General features: G+C 70.3%; 21 protein-coding genes and 1 tRNA gene. 9 read left to right on the plus strand and 13 right to left on the minus strand.

The genetic code is table 11. The annotated features are described in order from the left end of the window. Positions 1–186 precede the first annotated feature (186 nt). From K8W59_RS03325 to K8W59_RS03370, 10 genes are all read right to left on the minus strand, one after another. Positions 187–744 carry a hypothetical protein gene (locus K8W59_RS03325; RefSeq protein WP_223397338.1) on the minus strand — a complete coding sequence of 186 codons (558 nt, stop codon included), beginning with the start codon at positions 742–744 and terminating at the stop codon, positions 187–189. Positions 745–786: 42 nt separating this feature from the next. After that, the gene (locus K8W59_RS03330) at positions 787–1488 is read right to left on the minus strand and encodes an ABC transporter permease subunit (RefSeq protein WP_223397339.1); all 702 of its coding nucleotides are present in this window, start codon (positions 1486–1488) and stop codon (positions 787–789) included. Beyond that, positions 1485–2399, minus strand: a complete 915-nt coding sequence (locus tag K8W59_RS03335) for an ABC transporter ATP-binding protein (RefSeq protein WP_223397340.1) — start codon at positions 2397–2399, stop codon at positions 1485–1487. The genes K8W59_RS03330 and K8W59_RS03335 overlap by 4 nt, the downstream gene beginning before the upstream one ends. Beyond that, positions 2396–3271 (minus strand): ABC transporter permease, encoded by an 876-nt coding sequence (locus K8W59_RS03340; protein ID WP_223397341.1) that lies wholly within the window; start codon positions 3269–3271, stop codon positions 2396–2398. Before K8W59_RS03340 ends, K8W59_RS03335 begins: the two co-directional genes overlap by 4 nt. Beyond that, positions 3264–4214 carry an ABC transporter ATP-binding protein gene (locus K8W59_RS03345; protein ID WP_223397342.1) on the minus strand — a complete coding sequence of 317 codons (951 nt, stop codon included), beginning with the start codon at positions 4212–4214 and terminating at the stop codon, positions 3264–3266. Before K8W59_RS03345 ends, K8W59_RS03340 begins: the two co-directional genes overlap by 8 nt. A gap of 18 nt (positions 4215–4232) precedes the next feature. Continuing rightward, a complete protein-coding gene (locus tag K8W59_RS03350) occupies positions 4233–5324 on the minus strand; it encodes an ATP-dependent DNA ligase (protein WP_223397343.1) in 1092 nt (363 codons plus the stop codon). Between the two features lie 52 nt (positions 5325–5376). Next, on the minus strand, positions 5377–6102 hold the full coding sequence (locus tag K8W59_RS03355; RefSeq protein WP_223397344.1) for a hypothetical protein: 726 nt from the start codon (positions 6100–6102) through the stop codon (positions 5377–5379). Next, a complete protein-coding gene (locus K8W59_RS03360; protein ID WP_223397345.1) occupies positions 6099–6779 on the minus strand; it encodes a helix-turn-helix domain-containing protein in 681 nt (226 codons plus the stop codon). The genes K8W59_RS03355 and K8W59_RS03360 overlap by 4 nt, the downstream gene beginning before the upstream one ends. Positions 6780–6866: 87 nt before the next feature. Further along, positions 6867–7700 (minus strand): hypothetical protein, encoded by an 834-nt coding sequence (locus tag K8W59_RS03365; protein ID WP_223397346.1) that lies wholly within the window; start codon positions 7698–7700, stop codon positions 6867–6869. After that, positions 7697–8224: a SigE family RNA polymerase sigma factor gene (locus K8W59_RS03370; protein WP_223397347.1), complete on the minus strand. Its 528-nt coding sequence runs from the start codon at positions 8222–8224 to the stop codon at positions 7697–7699. The genes K8W59_RS03365 and K8W59_RS03370 overlap by 4 nt, the downstream gene beginning before the upstream one ends. Positions 8225–8566: 342 nt before the next feature. On the opposite strand from K8W59_RS03370, the gene K8W59_RS20110 reads away from it, so the two are divergent. Continuing rightward, a complete protein-coding gene (locus tag K8W59_RS20110; RefSeq protein ID WP_263283278.1) occupies positions 8567–8695 on the plus strand; it encodes a hypothetical protein in 129 nt (42 codons plus the stop codon). A 78-nt stretch (positions 8696–8773) separates the two neighbouring features. Beyond that, complete coding sequence (locus tag K8W59_RS03375) at positions 8774–9433, plus strand: hypothetical protein (RefSeq protein WP_223397348.1); 660 nt, start codon at positions 8774–8776, stop codon at positions 9431–9433. Between the two features lie 400 nt (positions 9434–9833). On the opposite strand, the gene K8W59_RS03380 is transcribed toward K8W59_RS03375, so the two are convergent. Continuing rightward, positions 9834–9915: transfer RNA gene (locus K8W59_RS03380), tRNA-Gln, on the minus strand. Between the two features lie 76 nt (positions 9916–9991). Here K8W59_RS03380 and glmU point away from each other — a divergent pair. Both glmU and K8W59_RS03390 read left to right on the plus strand, forming a co-directional pair. Further along, complete coding sequence (gene glmU / locus K8W59_RS03385; RefSeq protein ID WP_223397349.1) at positions 9992–11473, plus strand: bifunctional UDP-N-acetylglucosamine diphosphorylase/glucosamine-1-phosphate N-acetyltransferase GlmU; 1482 nt, start codon at positions 9992–9994, stop codon at positions 11471–11473. Between the two features lie 41 nt (positions 11474–11514). Beyond that, positions 11515–12498 carry a ribose-phosphate diphosphokinase gene (locus K8W59_RS03390; protein WP_223397350.1) on the plus strand — a complete coding sequence of 328 codons (984 nt, stop codon included), beginning with the start codon at positions 11515–11517 and terminating at the stop codon, positions 12496–12498. An 18-nt stretch (positions 12499–12516) separates the two neighbouring features. Here K8W59_RS03390 and K8W59_RS03395 read toward each other — a convergent pair whose 3' ends face one another. Next, entirely contained in the window at positions 12517–12654 is a 138-nt protein-coding gene (locus tag K8W59_RS03395) for a hypothetical protein (protein ID WP_223397351.1), read from the minus strand. Positions 12655–12684: 30 nt separating this feature from the next. Next, positions 12685–15081, minus strand: coding sequence for an aminopeptidase N (gene pepN / locus K8W59_RS03400; protein WP_223397352.1), 2397 nt, complete (start codon positions 15079–15081; stop codon positions 12685–12687). A gap of 204 nt (positions 15082–15285) precedes the next feature. Here pepN and K8W59_RS03405 point away from each other — a divergent pair, with 204 nt between their 5' ends. From K8W59_RS03405 to K8W59_RS03425, 5 genes are all read left to right on the plus strand, one after another. Then, positions 15286–15990 carry a 50S ribosomal protein L25/general stress protein Ctc gene (locus tag K8W59_RS03405; protein ID WP_223397353.1) on the plus strand — a complete coding sequence of 235 codons (705 nt, stop codon included), beginning with the start codon at positions 15286–15288 and terminating at the stop codon, positions 15988–15990. Between the two features lie 16 nt (positions 15991–16006). Then, the gene (gene pth, locus K8W59_RS03410) at positions 16007–16588 is read left to right on the plus strand and encodes an aminoacyl-tRNA hydrolase (protein WP_223397354.1); all 582 of its coding nucleotides are present in this window, start codon (positions 16007–16009) and stop codon (positions 16586–16588) included. Between the two features lie 243 nt (positions 16589–16831). Then, entirely contained in the window at positions 16832–18256 is a 1425-nt protein-coding gene (locus K8W59_RS03415; RefSeq protein WP_223397355.1) for an exopolysaccharide biosynthesis polyprenyl glycosylphosphotransferase, read from the plus strand. Positions 18257–18590: 334 nt separating this feature from the next. Next, positions 18591–20015, plus strand: coding sequence for a glycoside hydrolase family 26 protein (locus tag K8W59_RS03420; RefSeq protein WP_223397356.1), 1425 nt, complete (start codon positions 18591–18593; stop codon positions 20013–20015). A 29-nt stretch (positions 20016–20044) separates the two neighbouring features. Continuing rightward, positions 20045–20956 (plus strand): glycosyltransferase family 2 protein, encoded by a 912-nt coding sequence (locus K8W59_RS03425; RefSeq protein ID WP_223397357.1) that lies wholly within the window; start codon positions 20045–20047, stop codon positions 20954–20956. Positions 20957–21121 lie beyond the last annotated feature (165 nt).

The following is a 21121-nucleotide window of genomic DNA, read 5'->3' on the forward strand; positions in this document are numbered from 1 at the left end:
GCCGACCGCTCGGATAGTAGGGCGGCGCGCACCCTTTCGTGTAGGAGCCGAAAGTCTCGGCTCTTCCGGCTCAGACGCGGACCGGATGGGCGCTTCGCCGGAACCCGCTCGTTCCTCGCTCTTCCGGCTCAGACGCCGATCCGATGGGCGCTTCGCCGGAAACCGCTCGTTCCTCGCTCTTCCGGCTCAGACGCCGGAAACCCCCTCGCCGCCGCCCGCCTGCTCGTCGAAGCTCTCGTGCTCGAGCAGATGGAGGACGGGGACGCCGAGCTTGCGGCGGGCCCGGCTGGTCCAGTCGACGTGGAAGAACTCCGAGACCACGTGTGGGCTGGTCAGCACGATCGCCTCGCGTGCGTCCACCTCGGTGACCTTGGCCGCGAGCGTGTCCACGGGGGAGTCGCTGGTCAGGTTGCCGCGGACCACGGCGCCGGTCGACTCCAGGTGCGCGATGGTGTCCTTGAGCTCCTCGTTGGCGCGGTCCAGGCACTCGCGGCGGGCGGCGGCGATCTCCTCGTCGGTGACCGCCATCGGGGCGGCGAGCACCTCGCCGCCGGCCAGCGTCCCCATCGAGGACTCGATCCGGGCCGCGGCGTCCTCCAGCGGGAGGATCACGTGGTAGACGACCTGGTCGGCGATGTCCTCGTGCAGGGAGTGCACCTGGGCCGCGTCGGCGGCGCTCAGCTCGTGCTCCACAAGCAGCACCACGTCGTAGGTGCCGATGCCGTCGTCGATCCGGTCGTTCATGTCTGAGTCCTCCTCGCGGCCAGGACGAACCTGGTCACCAATCTACTCCTCGCCGGTCAGTGCGAAGGAGCGAAGCCGGTCGCCAGCGAACCACACTCCGGCCAGGGTCACGACCACCGACGCCCCGATCGCCCACGGCAGGTTGACCGGGTCGACCAGCTGGTCGGACACCTCATGCCCGACCCGGATGCCCCACTGGCCGATGCTCAGCCACGCGACGCCGGACAGCAGCCCGCCGAGCAGCCCCTCCCACAGCAGCACGAACAGCAGGCCGACCACCACGGCGTGCCGGGTGACCGCGGAGAGTGCCAGGAACAGAGCCGAGTACGCCGTCCCGGCCACCGCGCCGGCCACGGTCCAGGCCAGCGCCACCCGCGCGTCCCCGACGATCAGCCCCGAGGCCAGCAGCGAGCCCGCGCCGACGACCATCGTGGCCGCCCAGGCGACGACCCACTTGGAGAGAGCCACCGTGTGCCGACTGACCGGCTTGGACAGCAGGTAGACGATCGATCCGTCGTCCACCTCCGGGCCGAGGACCGAGGAGGTCGCCAGCAACGCGACCAGCGGCAGGACCAGTGGGTAGGCCAGGGTCGCGATCATCGACCAGCCGACCTCCGGGTCGTCGGTCAGCCGGTTGACCAGGACGGTCAGGGCGATCATCAGCACGGGGAAGGCCAGGAGCAGCCAGAACCGTCGGCGGCCCAGGAGGGCCTGCAGGGCGAGCCGGGAGATCGTGCCGTTCATCGCGTCACCAGGTAGGAGAAGACGCTCTCCAGCGACTCGTCGCTGGGGGAGAGCTCGAACAGGGTCAGGCCGTGGCTGCGGGCCAAGCGGGGAAGCGCGGCGGCGAAGGACCCGAGATCGCTGACCTGCACGTCCAGCCCCTGCTCCGCGCGCAACCGCGCCGCCTGCACCGACGGCAGCGCGATCAGCGCGGCGGCGAGCGCCCGGTCGTCGCTGGAGACGATGTCGTACTGCACCGGCCGGTCCGTCATCAGCCGCCGGATCGCGCCGAAGTCGCCGGAGGCGGCGTGCCGGCCGGAGACCACCACCTCGATGTGCCGGGCCAACCGCTCGACCTCCTCCAGGATGTGGGAGGAGAACAGCACCGTGCGGCCCTCGTCGCCGAGCTGCCTCAGCAGGTCCATCAACTGCATCCGCTGACGAGGATCGACGCCGTTGAAGGGCTCGTCCAGCAGCAGTACGGCGGGGTCGTGCACCAGGGCGGCCGCGATCTTGACCCGCTGCCGCATGCCCTTGGAGTAGGTGTCCAGTCGCCGCTGCGCGGGCTCGACCATGTCGACCACGCCGAGGATCCGCTCGGTCGCCCCGGCCGGGTCCGGCAGCCGCTGCAGGTCGGCGTTGGCGCGGACGAACTGCCGCCCGGTGAGGTAGCCGAAGCTGAGCTCCCGCTCGGGGACCAGACCGATCTTGCGATAGGCGTCGGTGTGCCGCCACACCGGCTCGCCGTCCAGCGTGACCGTGCCCGCGGATGGCGGGAGGAAGCCCGACATCATCGCCATGAGCGTGGTCTTGCCGGCTCCGTTGGGGCCGAGCAGCCCGGTCACCCCCGGCCCGATGGTCATCGACACGTCGTTGACCGCCACCACGTTGCCGAACCAGCGCGACACGTTGTCCAGGATCAGCTCGCTCACCGGGCGCCCACTTTCCGGAACCGCGCCACCAGGGCCCACAGGCAGCCCGCGACCAGGAGCGCGGAGACGGCGAGGTAGGCCGCCGGCCAGGCGCCCTCCAGGGGCGTGAGGTTGCTGGCCCCGGCGCCCCATGCCTCGGAGAGGCCGTTGTGCAGGGCCCAGGGGGAGAACAGACCGGCGATCTCGCCGACGTGGGCCAGGCCCTCGGCGCCGGACAGGCCCTGGATGATCGCGACGATGCCCGATCCGACGATGAGCACGATGATCGAGGTGACCACCGCGAAGCCGCGGCGCAGGGCGACCGAGGAGATCACCCCGGTGATCCCCGCCAGCATGGCGGCGAGCAGGACCTGGAGGAGCAGGGAGAGGAGGAAGTCCGGCGTCTGCTCCCCGGCGTCCAGGCCGGCCAGCAGACCGCCGACGTAGAGCACCACCACCGGCAGCATCGTGAAGATCAGGATCGCCACCGCCAGGGAGGCCCAGCGAGTGAGGGCGAACAGGGTGGAGGAGAGCGGCCTGGCCGCGTAGAGCACGATCGAGCGGTAGCGCAGGTCCCGCGAGAACAGCACGGGCGCCTGGGCCGCCGCGAACAGGCTGACCAGGACCTGGAACTGGCTGGGGTACTGCCCGTAGGTGAACGGCAGCTCGGATAGCCCGACCAGGGTCAGCACACCGACGATGACCAGTGCCGGCAGCAGGGTGACGGTCAACAGCAGGAACGGCAGCACCTTCGAGCGACCGGAGCGACCCAGGCCGTAGGCGTGCTTGAGGCCGATGACGAAGAGCGCCCGGGCGATCGCGGGCGTGGACTCGCGGGGGCCGCCGTACCCCCGGTAGCCGAGGTCGTGGATGACGCCGGTGCGCTCAGCCATGGGTGCCCGCCTCCAAGAACACGTCCTCCAGGTGGCTCTGGTCGGGTTGCAGCCGCACTAGCGCCAGGCCCAGGTCGTCGGCAGTGTCGCGGACCAGGTCGTGGACCGCCATGTCCTCCGACGGCGGCTCGATCGCGACCATCTGGGCGCGTGGACGGCAGGTCAGGCCGGCGGCGGCCAGCGCCTCGCCGAGCCGGTCGCGCTCCTCGTCCCCGCCCAGCACCTCCACGAGGAGGGCTCCGTTGCGCTGCAGGAAGTCGGCGGTGGCGCTGGAGCGCAGCAGCCGGCCGCCGTCGAGCACGACGACGTGGTCGCTCACCCGCTCCAGCTCGCCGAGCAGGTGGGAGCTGACCAGCACCGCGATCCCGAAGTCGCGGCCGATCCGGCGCACCAGCTGCAGCATCTCGGTGCGCGACGCGGGGTCCAGCCCGTTGGTCGGCTCGTCGAGGAAGACCAGCTGTGGGTCGTGGACCAGCGCCTGCGCGAGCTTGGCGCGCTGCTTCATCCCGGTGGAGTAGCCGCCCATCTGGCGGTAGCGCTCCTCGTCCAGGCCGACATGACGGAGTACGTCGGCCGCCCGCTCGCGCGCGGCGGTCGCCGGCAGTCCGGACATCCGGCCCATGTGGACGACGAAGTCGCTGGCGCTGACGTCGGGCGGCAGGCAGTCGTGCTCGGGCATGTAGCCGACCACCCGGCGGATCTGGGAGGACTCGCGCGCGATGTCGTGACCCAGCACGCTGGCCGTTCCGGATGTCGGCTCCAGGAGCCCGAGCAGGATCTTGATCAGCGTCGACTTGCCCGCACCGTTCGCGCCGACGAGGCCGGTGACGCCGTCGCCGACGTCGATGCTCAGGTCGGTCAGCGCCTGCACCTGTCCGAACCTCTTGGTCAGGCCCGCGGTGCTGATCACCCGCCGGCCGGCCAACTCCCCCGTCTGTGTCATCGCGGTCAGGCTAACGGCTCACCGGTCGGACTCCAGCACGCGGGCGAGGTCGTAGCTCACCGGCTCCTCCAGCTGGTCGTAACCGCAGGACTCCGGGTCGCGGTCGGGGCGCCACCGCTGGAAGTGCGCGGTGTGCCGGAAGCGGCGGCCCTCCATGTGGTCGTAGGAGACCTCCAGCACCCGCTCGGGCCGCAGCGGGGTGAACGAGAGGTCCTTGCCCTGGCTCCAGCGCGACTGGGTGCCCGGCACCCGGCCGGGGTTGGCGACCAGGAACTCCTGCCACGCGCCCCACGGGTGGTCGGCGATGTCGACGACCAGCGGCTGCAGCTCCTCGAACAGCTCGGCCCGCCGCTGCGCGGTGAAGGAGGCCGAGACCCCGATGTGCTGCAGCTGCCCCTGGTCGTCGTACAGGCCCAGCAGCAGGCTGCCCACGAGCGGGAGCTCCGGTGTCGAGGTCTTGTGCTCGCGGAACCCGGCGAGCACCACGTCGGCGGTGCGCGCGTGCTTGATCTTCAGCATGGTGCGGCCGTTCTGGGTGTACGGCGCAGTCAGCGGCTTGGCCACCACGCCGTCCAGACCGGCGCCCTCGAACTGCTCGAACCAGCCCTCCGCCTCGGCCGGGTCCGTGGTCACCCGGGTGAGGAAGCAGGGGCCGTCCAGCCCGGTGAGCGCGTCCTCGAGCGCCGTCCGCCGCTCGGCGAACGGCCGGTCCACGAACGACTCGTCCCCCAGCGCCAGCAGGTCGAAGGCGACGAAGCTCGCGGGCGTCTCCTCGGCGAGCTTGGTGATCCGGCTCTCCGCGGGGTGGATGCGCTCCTGCAACACCTCGAACTCCAGCCGGTCTCCGATGGCCACGAAGATCTCGCCGTCGAGCACGCAGCGCTCGGGCAGCTGCTCGCGCGCGGCGGCGACCAGCTCGGGGAAGTAGCGGGTCAGCGGCTTGGTGTTGCGACTGGCCAGCTCCACCTCGTCCCCGTCCTTGAAGAGCAGGCAGCGGAAGCCGTCCCACTTCGGCTCGAAGGCGAGCCCGCCGTGCTTGTCGGGGTCGGGGATGCCCTTCACCGCCTTCGCCAACATCGGGCGTACGGGCGGCATCACGGGCAGGTCCACGGCCCGATCCTCTCAGGTTGATGCCCGCCAGCGTGGCGGATGGGTGCCGTGCCTAATCCACGAGCCGCTGGAGGCGACGGATGCCCTCGCTGGCGCCGAGGATCTCGGCAGTGACCGGGTGTGCGTGTGCCGACGGCAGAGCCGCCCTGAGATAGCGGCGTTCGCCCTTGGTCAATTCCGCGTCGCGGAGGTCCCGGGCCGACAGCATGGAGCTGAGCAACGCGATGTCATCGAGATGTTTGCTGCGATTGGTCACTCCGGTGATCGAGTACGCGGCCGCCTTGGCGATCGTCGCGCCGAGCAGAGTAGGACGTCGAATGGTCCCTGTGACCGATCCGACCCTCACCACGACCGGCTCCGAGCGGTTGAGGGCGAGCTGTGCACCGGGCGTGGGCAGGCCGGGGAATCCTCCGGCACCCTGATGGTCGGCGGCGCGCCCGAGGTTCTCCGGGATGAGTACGTCGATCACCCCGGGACCATCTCGTTGGACCCAGCGGTGTTGCTTCTCACCCATGGTCACACCCCGAGCCTGGAAGCCGACCTCCTCCAAGACTGTGGTGACGTGCACGAGAATCTGGGGGATGCCCCGGACGTCCAGCACCGTGTCGATGTCCGGCGTCGAACGATAAGGATCTACGCCGCGCTCGGCGCAGTGCAGATGCACCATTTGGCCTCCGACCAGGGTCCATCCGTCAGGGATGGACTTGGCGAGCCGGAAGAGGCCCAGCCAGGAAGCCTCCTGCGTGGCCTGCATCGCCGGCATCACCACGGCGGTCATGTGGGCAGCATCTCTCGCAGCAACTCCGCGGCTCGTTCCCGCTCGCGCGCCCCAGAGTGCTCCGCAAGGTCGATGGCTACGAGCGGCCAGGCAATGTCGATCGCGCGAGGCACCCCCTGAGCCTCCTCGTGGATGACGTGGAGGAACACGTTCCCCCGGGCCCCGTCAGGTCGCACCAGGAAGTAGTCGTCCAGCAGACCCTCGACATCTCGGGAGAAGACGTAGCCCTCGATGACATCGTGCGCGATGACGCCACTGTCGGGGACGCTGAGCCCGGACAGGTGGAGCCGCTCATCGGCGCGCAGGTCGTCCATGTCAGGCGCAGCAACGCTGAGTTCGAGCCGTTCGGCGCGGCTGCTAGCCCACGACCGGAGCAGCGACGCGGGATCTGCGGCTTCGCGGAGGCGTTCGACCCGACTCCGCAGGCGCACCCGTTCGGCGGGTGAGGCTGCCGGAGGAGATCCCGACAGCAGGTCGATCAGCGCCCACGACATCCGTGACGAGAGGGGCCGGGAGCGCCTGGGAGCGCCGTCGTCGAGAGCCTGGGGGCGGATGCCCCATTGGCTCCCGACCCGTCGGGCGGCCAGTGAACCGTCGGCGATGCGCTGGCGGACCCTGGATGGGGAGACGCCCAGACGTGCAGCCGCTTGGGCGACGCTCAGAAGGCCATCGTCCATCGAGGCACGCTCCTTCCGGTCACTTGCACGATCCGCATATACACAAATCTTGCGATATCGAAAGGAAAGTGTAAATACCCTGGGCGACTACTGCGGCGCGGCAGAGGGGGGAGACGGCTGGGAGCGCGGCGCCATGAAGGTGTCCACGTCCCGGTAGCCGCGCAGCTCCTTCCCGGCGGCGGCGTACTCCCGCGGGACCCGGAAGCCCCACTCGGGCCGAGTGACGACGGCGGTGAGATCCCCTACGGCCAGGACCGGGGTCTCCCGGGTGATGTCCCACACGTTGTTCCCCTGGCTGAAGCCGTTGGTCGAGGCGGCGACCACCCGCAGCGAGCGGTCCGGGCTCCGGAGGTCGGCGACCAGCCGGATGTCGCGTCCGGTCTCGCTCGCGTCGCGGTAGGTGACCAGCGTGTCCCCGCCTGCCACCCGGCGGCTGGTGCAGTCGTTCATGAAGGGCTCGCAGCCGGGGCCCAGGTCCTCCAGGATGCTGCCGCCCTGGACGTTCCCCTCGACCAGGCCCTCACCGCCGCCGCTGGCGGGGCGGAGCCGGAAGCTGCCGTAGGTGTCGCGGCCCGGTCCCTCCTGCCCCTCGTAGGTCGAGGACTCGCCGTCCACCTGCTCGGCGGTGAAGGCCCGCAGCATCGCCACGGTGGTCCGTCCGTCCAGCCGCGCCAGCGGCTTGATGCTGCTCGAGGTCGCGGAGGGGCGGTCGGCGACGCGGTCGCCGTCGCCGTCGGAGCCGCGCAGGCCGACCCACCCGGCGGTACCGGCCACCACCACGGCCGCAGCCGCGCCGAGTGCGGTGACGGTGTGCCGACGACGCCGGATCCGGCCGCCCTCACGGGTCGCCGTACGGACCAGCCGGTCGGTGTCGGGGGAGAGATCCTGGGTCTCGGCCCCCATCAGGTCGCGCAGGCTCATGACTCCTCCAACGCAGGGAAGTGGACGCGCAGCCGTGTCAGCGCGCGGGACGTGCGGGTGCGGCAGGCGTTCTCGCTGATGCCCAGCTCGGCGGCGGTCTCGGCGACGCTGCGGTCCTCCCAGAAGCGCAGCACCAGCACGGCGCGGTCCTTCGGTGGGAGCATGGCCAGCGCCTCCAGCAGGCTCAGCCGCAGCGTCGGGTCGGCGCCGGCCTCGGGACGGTCGGGTACGTCGGCCACCGGCAGCTCCGAGGAGGACCGGCGGCGCTTCTGGGAGACCAGGGTCCGGGTCATGATCGTGCGCGTGTAGGCCATCGGATTGTCCGCCCCGCGGACCATCCGCCAGCGGGAGAACGCCCGGGCGTACGTCGCCTGCAGCAGGTCCTCGCCCTCGTCCCGGTCGCCACAGAGCAGAGTGGCCGTCCGCATCAGCGAGGGAGCGGTGGTGCGCACGAACTCCTCGAAGGAGGCATCGTCGGCGCCCACGTCGCAGCGCACCTCGCTCGGCCGGAGTAACAGGTCCACGCTCACACCCGCATGGACGGGGTGAACGCGGGAAACATTACCGACGCGCCCCTCGCTCCCCGCACTTGCTGGGGGAGGCTCGACTCTCCGCTCGTTCCTCGCTGCGAACCTCGCTCCCCGGGTAGGAGTCGAACCTACGTCGCTTGTCCTGATTCAAAGCGAGTCCGTCATCCGGAGATACGTGGAGTCTAGGGCGGTCCTGCGGCTACCTCCGCCCGACCTCATGGGTCCTCGACCCGTCTGAGGGCTCCGTTTGTGGGCCCGTTTGTTGGATCGCTTCTTGGATCGGCGGCGCTGCGGAGCGTGTTGTCTCCCCGCCGAGGACGTGGCGACCGTGGCGGCATGACCACCGCGGAGCAGTCCCCCACCCCGGCCACCGGCGTCTGCGAGTCCTGCGACTCGCTCGCGGTCCTCACGACCGTCACCGACGAGGACGGCCAGACGTGGAGCGTCTGCCCGGTCTGCGCGTGACACCACCTACCCATCGAACGAGCAGCAGCATGAGCGAGACCACCACTGAGCCTGCGATTCGCGCTTAGACTGGCGAGCGTGCCCAAGACCGCCACTCCTGCCATTGATCGGCTCGCTGCACTAGTCCCGGACGAGTTGATGGACGTCCCGGGCCACGCGTTCTACTCCGGTGAGACAGGGTTCGCTGGCCGGTCTCGGCTCTATCTGCTCGCGGAGAACCCCGGCAGCGACGGCACGGAGACCGTTCGTCAGCAGTTGCATAACGTCAAGCACGGCCCCCCGGCGTATTCCGCTTACGCGACCCACACGTGGAAACCGGCCGGACGCATCGATCACAGCGTGCTCCACCTTCTTCGTCACCTCTCGCTTGACCCGACGACAGTCCCGGCCAGTTGCTTGATCTTCGGCCGGACACGCGGCGAATCGGACCTCACGGGGAGTTTCAGCCGCCTCGCCGACCTGTGCTGGCCGTTCCACGAGACGGTGGTCAGCGACCTCGGCGTGGACGTGATCGTGTGCTTCGGCAAGAAGACGGGCGCCTACGTGCGCGACCGCTTCGATGCCCACGAGCACATCGACCAGTTCGTAGAACGGAACAACCGGCGCTGGACCAGTCACACGCATCGTGGACGAGACGGCGTGAAGGTGGTTTCAGTCACCCATCCCTCACGGGTCGACTGGCGCAATCCTGCTGCCGATGTATCGCCCCTCGTGGCACGCGCACTTGGCAGCGACTGAGCCCATCCGGACCGCTACGGGACTCGCAGCGACGCACCCACCGTTGTGGGGTTGATGTGCTCGAACGGCACCGCGTTCGGCCTCGGGGCGGGGAGTCCCCGGCGAAGGGTATCGGCGTACCGGCCTGCCCACGCCGCCAGCCCCGCGACCTCGGTGCCGGGCCGCATCTGGCCGAGCGCTCCGAGGCAGGTGAACAGGGCACGCTCGACGGCCCACCTCCGACGAGCACGGCGCTCGGGCGGCAGACAAGGCCGGGGCGATCCTCGGGCGCTCGGCGGCGCTGTGAGCCTCAGCGGCCTGCTTTCTTGGACTACTTTCTGAGACTTTCAAGCCGAGAGTCGGTCCCGTGATCCTGCGGGACCGGCTCTTTCGCCGTCTCACCTGCGGATACTCCGCGCACTGGCTCCCCGGGTAGGAGTCGAACCTACGTCGCTTGTCCTGATTCAAAGTCAGGCGGGCCCTGCCGGCAGACCAACCGGGGATCGTGCCCGACAGGATAGGCGGACCGCGGCCCCATGGCCGAGTCCCGGGCTACGCCAGGGGACTAGGGTGCCCCTCATGGCCCGCGACCTCACCGTGATCGTCCTGGCCGCCGGTGGCGGCACGCGCATGAAGTCCAAGACCATGAAGGTTCTCCACCCCCTCGGCGGCCGGAGCATGGTCGGCCACGTGCTCACCGCGGTCCGCGAGATGGCCCCCCAACGGGTCGTCGCCGTGGTCGGCAACCAGCGCGAGCAGGTGGGCGCGCACGTGCGCGAGTACGTCCCCGACGCGGTGCTCGCGGTGCAGGAGGTGCTCGACGGCACCGGAGGCGCCGTACGCGTGGCGATGGAGACCGCCGGGACCACCGACGGCATCGTCGTGGTGCTCAACGGCGACACCCCGCTGCTGCAGGGGGAGTCCCTGCGGGCGTTCGCCGCCGAGCACGAGGCGGCCGAGCGGGCCGTCAGCATCCTCACCGGCGAGGTCCCCGACCCGTTCGGCTACGGCCGGATCCTGCGCAACGAGGAGGGCGACGTCGAGGCGATCGTCGAGGAGAAGGACGCCAGCCCGATCGAGCGGCAGGTCCGGGAGATCAACTCCGGCATCATCGCCTTCGACGCCGACTTCTTGCTCGACGCGCTGCCCCGGCTGGGCAACGACAACGCCAAGGGCGAGTTCTACCTCACCGACCTGGTCCGGATCGCCCGCGACGACGGGCTCACCGTCGGCGCGCACGTGATCGGGGACGTCGCCCAGACCGAGGGGGCCAACGACCGGGCCCAGCTCGCTCGCCTCGGCCGGATCCTCAACGACCGGATCACCGAGCACTGGATGCGCGAGGGCGTCACGATCATGGACCCCGCGACCACCTGGATCGACGCCGACGTCCGCCTCGCGCCCGACGTCACCCTGCTCCCCGGCACCCAGCTGCTCGGCGCCACCGTGGTCGAGGAGGACGCCGTCGTGGGGCCGGACACCACGCTGAAGGACTGCGAGGTCGGGCCAGCCGCCCGCGTCGTGCGCGCCCACGGGGAGCTGGCCGTGATCGGCGGCGGCGCCACGGTCGGTCCGTTCACCTACCTCCGCCCCGGCAGCGAGGTCGGCGCCCGCGGCAAGCTCGGCGCCTTCGTGGAGACCAAGAACGCCCACCTCGGCGACGGGGCCAAGGTCCCGCACCTCTCCTACGTCGGCGACGCCGAGATCGGGGAGGGCACCAACATCGGCGCCGGCACGATCTTCGCGAACTACGACGGGGTCGCCAAGCACCACACGGTGGTCGGGCGCTTCGCCCGGACCGGGGCCAACAACACCTTCGTCGCCCCGGTCGAGATCGGCGACGGCGCCGCGACGGCCGGCGGGACCGTCGTACGCCGCGACGTGCCGCCCGGCGCCCTCGCGGTGAGCGGCGGCCAGCAGCGGAACCTGGAGGAGTGGGCGCTGCGACGGCGCGAGGGGACGCCCCAGGGGGACGCGGCCCGCGCCGCGATCGAGGGCGCAGGGGAGCGACCCGCGGACCCCGAGGTGGGGACCGACGGGCCCGGTGAGTCAGAATCCTGAGGAAGCACACCCGCCGCACCGACCGAGCAGGAGACCCCCGCGTGGCGAAGAAGACGAAGAGGACCACCAAGAAGCACCTGATGGTCTTCAGCGGGCGGGCCCATCCCGAGTTGGCCGAGGAGGTCGCCCGGGAGCTCGAGACCGACCTGGTCCCCACCACCGCCTACGAGTTCGCCAACTCCGAGATCTACGTCCGCTACCAGGAGTCGGTGCGCGGCTCGGACGCCTTCGTGATCCAGAGCCACACCGCGCCGATCAACGAGTGGATCATGGAGCACCTGATCATGGTCGACGCGCTGAAGCGGGCCTCGGCCAAGCGGATCACCGTGGTGATGCCCTTCTACGGCTACGCCCGGCAGGACAAGAAGCATCGTGGCCGGGAGCCGATCTCGGCCCGGCTCGTGGCCGACCTGTTCAAGACCGCCGGCGCCGACCGGGTGATCGCGGTCGACCTGCACGCCGACCAGGTCCAGGGCTTCTTCGACGGCCCGGTCGACCACCTGATGGCGCTGCCGATCCTCGCGGAGTACGTCAAGGAGAAGTACGGCGACCAGAACCTCGCCGTGGTGTCCCCGGACGCCGGGCGGATCAAGGTCGCCGAGCGCTGGTCGGCCCGCCTGGGCGGCGCCCCGCTGGCCTTCATCCACAAGTCCCGGCGCACCGACCGGCCCAACGAGGTCGTGGCCAACCGGGTCGTGGGCGACGTGAAGGGCCGCATCTGCGTCCTGGTCGACGACATGATCGACACCGCCGGCACGATCGTGGCCGCCGCCGAGGCGCTGATGGCCGACGGCGCCGCCGGTGTGGTCATCGCCGCCACCCACCCGATCCTGTCCGGCCCCGCCGTCGAGCGGCTCAAGGCCTGCCCCGCGCAGGAGATCGTGGTCACCAACACCCTCCCGCTCGCCGACGACCAGAAGTTCGACAAGCTCACCGTCCTCTCGATCGCGCCGCTGCTCTCCCAGGCGATCCGCGAGGTCTTCGAGGACGGCTCGGTGACCAAGATGTTCGACGGCCAGGCCTGAGCCCTCGGGCAAGTTGCGCTACTGGGTCCCCACCGGCTGACCGTCCGTGTCCCGGGCGCGGATCACCAGGTCCAGGTCGTCGAGCCGGTCGTTCCACGTGCGGGCGAGCACGGTCGGGACGTTCCCCTCGAGCGCACCGGCCAGGGCGTCCCGCAACTCGCGCAGCCAGTCGTCGGGGAGCGGCAGTCAGGGGAAGGCCGAGCCGATCACCTTGCCGAAGGCCTGGCCGGTACGGCGACCCAGCGCGACGCCGTCGCGGACGTAGGCCACGAGGTAGGGCGCCACCAGGTCGCCCTGCTCCCACCCCCAGAAGCCGGCGCCGACGGCCTCGAACTCCCGGTTGGAGAGGTCGCCGGACATCAGCCGCCGCCACGCGTCGGCCTTCGCCTCCTCGGTGGGCACGGCCGCGCGGGCGCGCAGCAGGCCCAGCTCGCCCGAGGTGGAGCGGTCCCGCTCCGCCTCGGCGTCCAGGCGGGAGTCGTCACCCAGCGAGGCGAGGCGGCGCAGGATCAGCCAGCGCACGTCCTGATCCGCGGCGGGCAGGTCGGCGGAGCCGTCCAGCCAGGCGGCGAGCAGCTCGGGGTCGTCGCTCACCGACGCGAGCACCCGCGCGGCGGCGGCTGCCCGGGCGTCGCGGTCGGCCAGGGTCCGCCGCGCGACGTCGGCGAGAGGCGGCAGCAGGTGGGGGAGGTCCTCGGGTCGGGCGTACCGCCGTACCGCGCCGAGGGTCAGGTCCATCGCCCCCTCGAAGACCACCGGGTGCGCCTCGTCGGCGAGGCCCCGGGCCCAGTCGACCAGCTCTGCCGGCGTGATCTGGCCGTGCTCGACCTGCGCGGCCGCGGTGGCCCACAGCAGCGCCCGGGTGAGGGGCTCGGCGATCCGTCCCGGTCCTGACGCCAGCGCCGACCACGAGCGCTCGTCCAGCCAGAGGGCGGCGTAGGTCTCGTCCCGGCTGTTGGGGATCACGGCCCGACCGGCGAAGTCGTCCAGGCGCACGGGCTCGTCGCTCAGGTCGACCAGCCGCTCCCCGACGGCCGCCAGGTCGTCGTCGTACGCCGTCACCGTGAGGCGGTGGGGCCGCGAGCCCTCGCGGACCAGCACCGGCACGTCGCCGTCCCGGTCCACCCGGATGGTGTCGTAACCCGTCGTCTGCAGCCAGTCGGCGGCCCACCCGCGAATGTCCCGATCGGTGGCGCCGTCCAGGGCGTCCAGGAAGTCCGCCAGGGTGGCGTTGGCGAACGGGTGGGCCGACAGGTGCCGGTTCACTCCGGCGAGGAAGTCCTCCTCGCCCAGCCAGGTGACCAGCTGCCGCAGCACCGCGTTGCCCTTGGCGTAGGTGATCATGTCGAAGTTGCCGAACGCGGTGTCGACGTCGGCGACGTCCCCGGCGTCGGCCGCGATCGGGTGCGTGGACCGGCGCCGGTCGGCCTGGTAGGCCGTGGGCTTGCGCCGGAGGGCGGCGACCACCCAGGAGTCGTCGTACCCCGCGGCCCGGCCGGCGATCTCGGAGCCCATGAAGTCGGCGAAGGACTCGTTGAGCCAGGTGTCCTCCCACCAGCGCATCGTCACCAGGTCGCCGAACCACATGTGCGCCATCTCGTGCGCGATGACCGACGCCCGGCCGTTGCGCTGCATCGCCGTCGGCTCACCGCGGTAGAGCAGCTCGTCGCGGAACGCCACGCACCCGGGGAACTCCATCGCGCCCCAGTTCAGCCCCGGGGTGAAGACCTGCTGATAGTCCCCGAACGGGTACGGCGCCTCGAAGAGGCGCGTGTAGTGCTGGAAGCAGCGGCTGGTGATCTCGCGCAGTTCGGCGGCGTCCCGGTCCAGCTCGGCGGCCAGCGAGGCGCGCGCGTGCCAGCCGAACGGCAGCGTGCCGTCGCCGTAGGGCTCCTCCCAGGTGACGGAGTGGAAGGGGCCGCCGGTGACGAAGAAGAGGTACGTCGAGATCGGCGGCGTCGGCGTGAACGTCCACCTCCGGTGATCGCCGGCCGAGCCGTCGTCGGTGGTCGAGCCTCCTTCGTCGGTGGTCGAGCCTGTCGAGACCCCGTTGGCCAGCACGGTCCAGTGCGCGGGTGCGACCACGGTGACCTCGAAGATGGTCTTGAGGTCGGGCTGGTCGAAGCAGGGGATCACCTTGCGGGCGATGTCCATGGCGGTGAAGGAGCTGACGTACCGCTCCCCGTCGGCCGGGTCGGTCATCGCGTGCATGCCGTCGCCGTCGTTGACATAGGGCAGTCGCGCGCTCACCTCCACCGTGTTGCGCGGCTGGAGCGCGGTCAGCCGGATCCGCTCGCCGTCGTACCCGGTTTCGGTGGTCGAGCTCCCGTCTTCGGCGGTCGAGCTCCCGTCTTCGGTGGTCGAGCTTGTCGAGACCACCTCCCCGTTGACCCGCACGCTCAGCTCGCTCGCGCCGGTCAACTCCAGGAACGTCTCACCGTCCGGTGCGCTGCAGGCGAACCGCAGCACCGCCCGGCACCCGAAGGTCTGCTCGTCGGTGAGGTCGAGCTCGACCACCGTGGCGATGTCGGACAGGATCGCGGCCCGCGTCTGGGCCTCGGCGAGGGTGAGGGAGGGTGCCATGCTCGCTAACGTAGCGACGCGATTGGTATCGGGAACGACCGGCGGGCTAGACTTTCGTCCTGCCTCGGCGAGGGAGGCCGCTGACCAGCGGCTGCTCCGTGATCGACTGGGCTGGTTGCAGCAGTGCTGAGCCGCGTCCCGTCGTCCGGAGCGCGGCTCTCTTCGCGTCCGGGGACCCGATCCCGAGCACAGGAGAGAACCAGCATGGCCACCGAGAAGATCAAGGGCGAGAAGCGCACCGAGTTCGGCAAGGGCGCGGCGCGCCGCATCCGCCGTGAGGACAAGATCCCCGCGGTGATCTACGGCCACGGCAACGACCCGGTGCACCTCACCCTTCCCGGCCACGAGGCCTGGCTGGCTCTCAAGCACGGCGGCGCCAACGCCCTGCTCGACATCGACCTCGACGGCGACAGCCAGCTGGCGCTGACCAAGGACGTGCAGATCGACCCGATCCGCCGGACCCTGGACCACATCGACTTCATCGCGGTCCGCCGCGGCGAGAAGGTCACCGTCGACGTCCCGATCCACGTGGTCGGCGACGCCGCGCCGGAGACCCTGGTCGTCACCGAGAACGCGACCGTCCAGGTCGAGGCAGAGGCCACCCACATCCCGGAGTACTTCGAGGTCTCCGTCGAGGGCGCCGAGGTCGGCACCCAGATCCTGGCCAACGAGCTCGAGCTCCCGTCGGGCACGACCCTGCTGGCCGACGACGACATGCTGATCGTCAACGTCTCCCAGCAGATGTCCGAGGAGGCCCTGGAGGCCGAGCTGGCCGAGGCCGAGGCCGAGGCCGGCATCGAGCACGACCTCACCGACGAGGAGGAGGCCGAGCAGGCCGAGGCCGAGGCTGCCGAGGAGGGCGGCGAGGGCGAGTCCTCCGAGGGCGAGGGCGACTCCGACTCGGAGTGACCTCGCGGACCGCAGCATGAGCGAGGACCCCTGGCTCGTCGTCGGGCTCGGCAACCCGGGCCCGACGTACGCCGGTCACCGGCACAACGTCGGCTATCTCGTCAACGACGAGCTCGCCGCGCGGATGGGCGGCCCCTTCCGTGCGCACAAGTCCGGGCGCGCCGATGTCGTCGAGGGGCGACTCGGCGTCGGGGGGCCACGGGTCGTCCTGGCGCGCCCGCGCTCGTACATGAACGAGGTCGGGGGACCGGTGAAGGCGCTGGCGTCCTTCTACCGGATCCCGCCCGACCACATCATCGCGGTCCACGACGAGCTCGACCTGCCCTTCGGCAGCCTTCGACTCAAGCTCGGCGGCGGCGACAACGGTCACAACGGCCTGCGCTCCCTCCGGTCATCACTCGGGACCGGTGACTTCTACCGCGTGCGCGCCGGCATCGGCCGCCCATCCGGCCGGCAGGACGTGGCCGACTTCGTGCTGTCCCACTACTCCTCCGCCGAACGCAAGGAACTGCCGTTCCAGGTGAACGATGCCGCCGACGCGGTGGAGTCGCTCATCAATGAGGGCCTTGAGCAGGCCCAGCAGCAGTTCAATAGTTGATGGCTTCTACGACCTCGGTATGACACTGACTGCCGAACGTAGATTTGCCCTCAACTTCGGCATGTTCCTGCCTCCCGACCCGTCACGAATCGTTCATCTGCGGGTTACTGTCATGACGCAGTAATGGGGGGCACGGCCATCGACCGGGGGGTCACGGCCGGCCCGTGTGTGCGCACGCCATGGGATGCAGGCGCACGAGGGGCAATGAGGAGTTGCACTGGCATGCGCCAAGACCGTGGGGGCGTGGTCGACCTTGCTCGTGAGTCGAGCACCGAGGCCGTACGACCATCTATTCATCTTGTTCCGACCGGACACCGCGCTGACGCACAGCGTCTGCGGGCCGTGCGTCCGGGGCATGACCGCCAGCTCAGGCAGCGCGCGTCCTGGGCGCGGGACGCCTTGGCGTGCCTCGGCATCGAGGCTGTTTTGGCCTTCGGCGTCGTGCTGTGGGGTCTGCGCAACGACGAGATGGCGATCGCGTTCGTGGCGATCCTGTGGCTGACTGCCCAGGTGATCGGCACGAGCGTCGGCCGCAACGGGCGCCGGCTGACCAGTGTCGCCGACACGCTGCGCCGGGCTCAGGTGCTCGCCGTGGTGATCGTAGGTCTCGTCGCGCTCGACTTCCTCGGCCGTTCGGAGGCGACCTCCGCGATCCTCATCGTTTCCGGCTCGGTGATGATCCGCGGTGCCGCAGGCCTCATCCGGGCCCGGCGTCGGAAGGTCAGCCGCGTCCTGGTCGTGGGACACAGCTCTGAGATCCCGACCGTCGTGGAGTCCATCTCCGCGCACGGGGACGAGGTGAGCACCTATTGCGTCAGCGACGCCGACGCGGCGACGCGAGGCGGTCACCTGCACCGCACCATCCTCGAGTCCGCTCCTGACCGCGTGGCGGTGCTGGCGGGGACGCTGAGCGCTCAGGAGCTGCAGGAGCTTTCCTGGGCGGTCGAGGCCTTCGATGTGGACGTCGTCGTCGTGCTGCCCGGTGAGTTCGTCGACCCGCGTCGGTTCGAGCCGACCGTGGCGACGGGCATACAAGGGCTGCGACTGGTTCCTCGTGGTGGTCTGCTCGGCGATGCCTTGGCCGGGCTCGCCCACGGGGCCGCTGCCGCGGTGCTCTTGATCGCCTGCGCCCCCCTGCTCGTCGCGCTGGCCGTGCTCGTCCGGTTGGACTCTCCCGGGCCCGCGCTGTTCGTGCAGAAGCGCGTCGGGCGCAACGGGCGCGAGTTCCCGATGATCAAGTTCCGCACGATGCACGTCGACGCCGAGCAGATGCTCCAGGCCATCATCGAGCAGAACGAGTCGGAGGGTGGCGTGCTCTTCAAGATGAGGGGCGACCCCCGCATCACCCGCCTGGGCAAGGTGCTGAGGGCCACGTCTTTGGACGAGCTGCCCCAGTTGCTCAACGTCGTCCGCGGCGAGATGGCGCTCATCGGTCCGCGGCCAGCTTTGCCCCGAGAGGTTGCGGAGTACGACCAGCGTGCCCGTCGTCGCCTCGCGGTGCGTCCCGGGCTGACCGGGTTGTGGCAGGTCAGCGGTCGGTCGAACCTCTCGTTCGAGGACGCGGTGCGCCTCGACATCGACTACGTCGATAACTGGTCGCTCCGCCGGGAGGCCGGCATCGCCTTCCGGACCGTCGGCGCGGTAGTGCGGAGGGAAGGGGCCTACTAAAGGAACAGCTCCCGTCCGAGTGGCAGCACTCGGTCGGCGAAAGTCTTCCCAGCGCACGCGCGCGGGGAAGCCACGCCGGTGTCCGGAACGACCCTGCGCCGTTGAGGGCCCCCACCTCGGCCAGTGGAATCCCATGCGTTCCGGACACCGGTCCTTTGTGTGCCAGCGAACCATCGCGCCCCCCCCCCCCCCCCCCCCCCCCGGGAATTTCCCGATTCCCCTGCGCCGAGGCCGCAACCCAACTAAAGTATGAAAGGTGAGCAGACTTAATCTCCCCTCGATCCCTGCCTTTCGGTTCATTCACACCATCGCTGGTGTGGGTGTCGCCTGTCTCATGGCGACCCTGCTGATGGTGGTCTCCGCCCCCCTCGCCCTCGCGGCGGACTCGACCGTGGCCCGGCTGGCATCCTTCGACGGCAGCACCGCCGGCTGGAAAGTCGCCGAGCGCAGCACGCGACTGGCCCACGCGGCCGGGTCCGGCAGCGGCGCCGCCCGCGTCTACAAGGTGCGGCAGGGGCTGCGTGCGACGCTGACCCAGCGGACGGGCAACGAGGTCATCCTGCGACGTGGGGAGACGGCCTTCGTTCAAACGAGCGTGCAGACGTCGCGGGCCCGCACTGTGATCTTGTGGGTCACTCAGCGCAGTGCGTCGGGAAAGGTCCTGCGGGCACAGAGCGTCCGCCGTGATCTGCGTGGCGGCACCTGGGCCACGATGTCGCTCAAAACCCCGTCCGCGGGTGACGGCAGCAGGCTGCGGGTGAGCATCGTGGCACCACGGCTGCGGCGGGCCACGATGAAGGTCGACTACGTCAAGGTCGCGGTGGAGACGCCGGCTCCGGTCCAGCCCGCCCCCGTGCAGCCGGCGCCGACCCAGCCCGCCCCTGCACAACCGGCACCGGTCCAAACCTGCGTCAACGACCCGATGGGGATCCCCAGCAGCGGCTCCTACGCCGGCGCGACCGTGTCGGGCACCAGTTCCCTGTCCGGTCGGGAGGCTCAGTTCGGGACGACGCTTCCGATCCGCCGCGACTACTTCGGTCCTGGAGACATCGACAAGGCCGTCTCCAAGGTCAGGGCCGACCATGCGGCCAAGCGTCTCCCCTGGATCAGCTTCAAGCTCCCGGGCACCTGGAAGCAGATGGCGGACGGCGAGTACGACGCCTGGGTCCGCGAGCTCACGGCCAAGTTGGCGGCGACCGACGGACCGGTCTGGGTTGCCTTCCACCACGAGCCCGAGAATGACTCGCAGCCGGTGGCGGAGTGGACCCGTATGCAGGCCCGACTGTCCAAGATCGTCCACGCGGGATCTGACAACGTCGCCTTCACGATCATCTTGATGGGCTGGCACCAGGCCTACGGCACGGATCCCAGGCTCAAGCTCGATGCCCTTTGGCCCGGAGACGGCACCGTCGACGTTCTGGGGCTCGACCCGTACAACTGGTACGGCCACGTGCGCTCCGACGGCGCGCGGATCAGCGACCGCTCGGACCTGACGAAGTACTGGAACGTCTTCAGTTCCTTCGCCAAGGCTCACGGCACGCGGTGGGGTGTGGCTGAGATCGCCTACAACGATTCCGCGGCGGAACTGGATCCCGCATGGATCTCTCGGGCGTACTCGCAGATGACCGCTGCCGGCGGCGTGGCGATGTCGTACTTCGACACCTCCTACAACACTCTCGGTAACACCTGGGTGTTGGATCTGGCCATCAAGCGCCAGGAGGTCGCCAAGAACATCGCGCAGTCCCGCCGGATCTGCTGAGTCGGCCCCACTCCGCTACGATTCGAGGTATGGGGGAGACCGACGTCGACGTGGTCATAGCGACCAAGGACCGACCAGAGCTCCTGCGGCTTGCGCTTGACGCTGTGCGACGGCAGGACCACGACGGCGTCGTACGAACCTTCGTCGTCTTCGACCAGTCCGAGCCCGACTTCTCGATCGCATCCGATGACCCGCGACGCCCCGTGCGCGTGATCACCAACAGCCGCAAGCCGGGACTGGCCGGCGCGCGGAACTCGGGTGTCGAGGCGGGGGACGCCCCCTTCGTGGCCTTCTGTGACGACGACGACGAGTGGCTGCCCGCCAAGGTCAGCCGCCAGCTGAGCGCGTTCCGAGCACACCCGGAGGCCCTGACGTCGGTCACCGGGATCTTCGTCCTCTATCGGGGCCGCGAGATGCCGAGGGTGCCCGACCCGGCCGACCTGCGGCTGGACCGGCTCGTCCGGGACCGAGTGATGGAGGCCCACCCGTCGACGGTCATGGTTCGTCGTACCGCACTGGATGGGCCGATCGGCTGGGTCAACGAGGACGTGCCGGGCTCGCACGGGGAGGACTACGACTGGATCCTCCGAGCGGCGCGAGCAGGGCAGTTCGCGGTGGTCGGGGAGCCCCTCGTCAAGGTCGTGTGGGGGCAGTCGATGTTCTCCACGAAGTGGCCGACCATCATCGCGGCCACCGACTATCTCCTCGAGCAGCACCCCGAGTTCCAGCGGGACCGCAAGGCCCTGGCCCGGATGTACGGACAGCGAGCGTTCGCGCTCGCGGCGTCCGGGCGGCGCCGGGAGGCGTTCTCGCAGGTGTGGAAGACCGCGCGGGCCAACCCGACCGAGAAGCGGATTCCGGTCGCCTTGACCGTCGCGATGGGTCTGGTGCGCGGCGAGCAGGTCATGGATCTGGCGCACAGGACCGGCCGTGGCATCTGACCCGCCCGGGTCTCGGATGGCGTCTGCTCTGCTGGGCGCTTTGTTGCTCTCGGGTTGTTCGATGTCCGGGGGCGACTCCCTCGCGCAGGTGTGGGACTTCGACGACGGGCCGGCCGGCTGGAGCACGGCAGGCGGTCGGCCGGCAGCCATCACCGACGGCCGAAG

Origin of the sequence: Nocardioides rotundus, from assembly GCF_019931675.1 — a bacterium.
Classification (GTDB): Bacteria; Actinomycetota; Actinomycetes; order Propionibacteriales; family Nocardioidaceae; genus Nocardioides; species Nocardioides rotundus.

Coding starts and splice junctions, on each gene's coding strand:
- K8W59_RS03325 (WP_223397338.1), bottom strand. CDS start 744: ATGAACGACCGGATCGACGACGGCATCGGCACCTACGACGTGGTGCTG.
- K8W59_RS03330 (WP_223397339.1), bottom strand. CDS start 1,488: ATGAACGGCACGATCTCCCGGCTCGCCCTGCAGGCCCTCCTGGGCCGC.
- K8W59_RS03340 (WP_223397341.1), bottom strand. CDS start 3,271: ATGGCTGAGCGCACCGGCGTCATCCACGACCTCGGCTACCGGGGGTAC.
- K8W59_RS03345 (WP_223397342.1), bottom strand. CDS start 4,214: ATGACACAGACGGGGGAGTTGGCCGGCCGGCGGGTGATCAGCACCGCG.
- K8W59_RS03355 (WP_223397344.1), bottom strand. CDS start 6,102: ATGACCGCCGTGGTGATGCCGGCGATGCAGGCCACGCAGGAGGCTTCC.
- K8W59_RS03360 (WP_223397345.1), bottom strand. CDS start 6,779: ATGGACGATGGCCTTCTGAGCGTCGCCCAAGCGGCTGCACGTCTGGGC.
- K8W59_RS03365 (WP_223397346.1), bottom strand. CDS start 7,700: ATGAGCCTGCGCGACCTGATGGGGGCCGAGACCCAGGATCTCTCCCCC.
- K8W59_RS20110 (WP_263283278.1), top strand. CDS start 8,567: ATGACCACCGCGGAGCAGTCCCCCACCCCGGCCACCGGCGTCTGCGAG.
- glmU (WP_223397349.1), top strand. CDS start 9,992: ATGGCCCGCGACCTCACCGTGATCGTCCTGGCCGCCGGTGGCGGCACG.
- pepN (WP_223397352.1), bottom strand. CDS start 15,081: ATGGCACCCTCCCTCACCCTCGCCGAGGCCCAGACGCGGGCCGCGATC.
- K8W59_RS03405 (WP_223397353.1), top strand. CDS start 15,286: ATGGCCACCGAGAAGATCAAGGGCGAGAAGCGCACCGAGTTCGGCAAG.
- pth (WP_223397354.1), top strand. CDS start 16,007: ATGAGCGAGGACCCCTGGCTCGTCGTCGGGCTCGGCAACCCGGGCCCG.
- K8W59_RS03420 (WP_223397356.1), top strand. CDS start 18,591: ATGGCGACCCTGCTGATGGTGGTCTCCGCCCCCCTCGCCCTCGCGGCG.
- K8W59_RS03425 (WP_223397357.1), top strand. CDS start 20,045: ATGGGGGAGACCGACGTCGACGTGGTCATAGCGACCAAGGACCGACCA.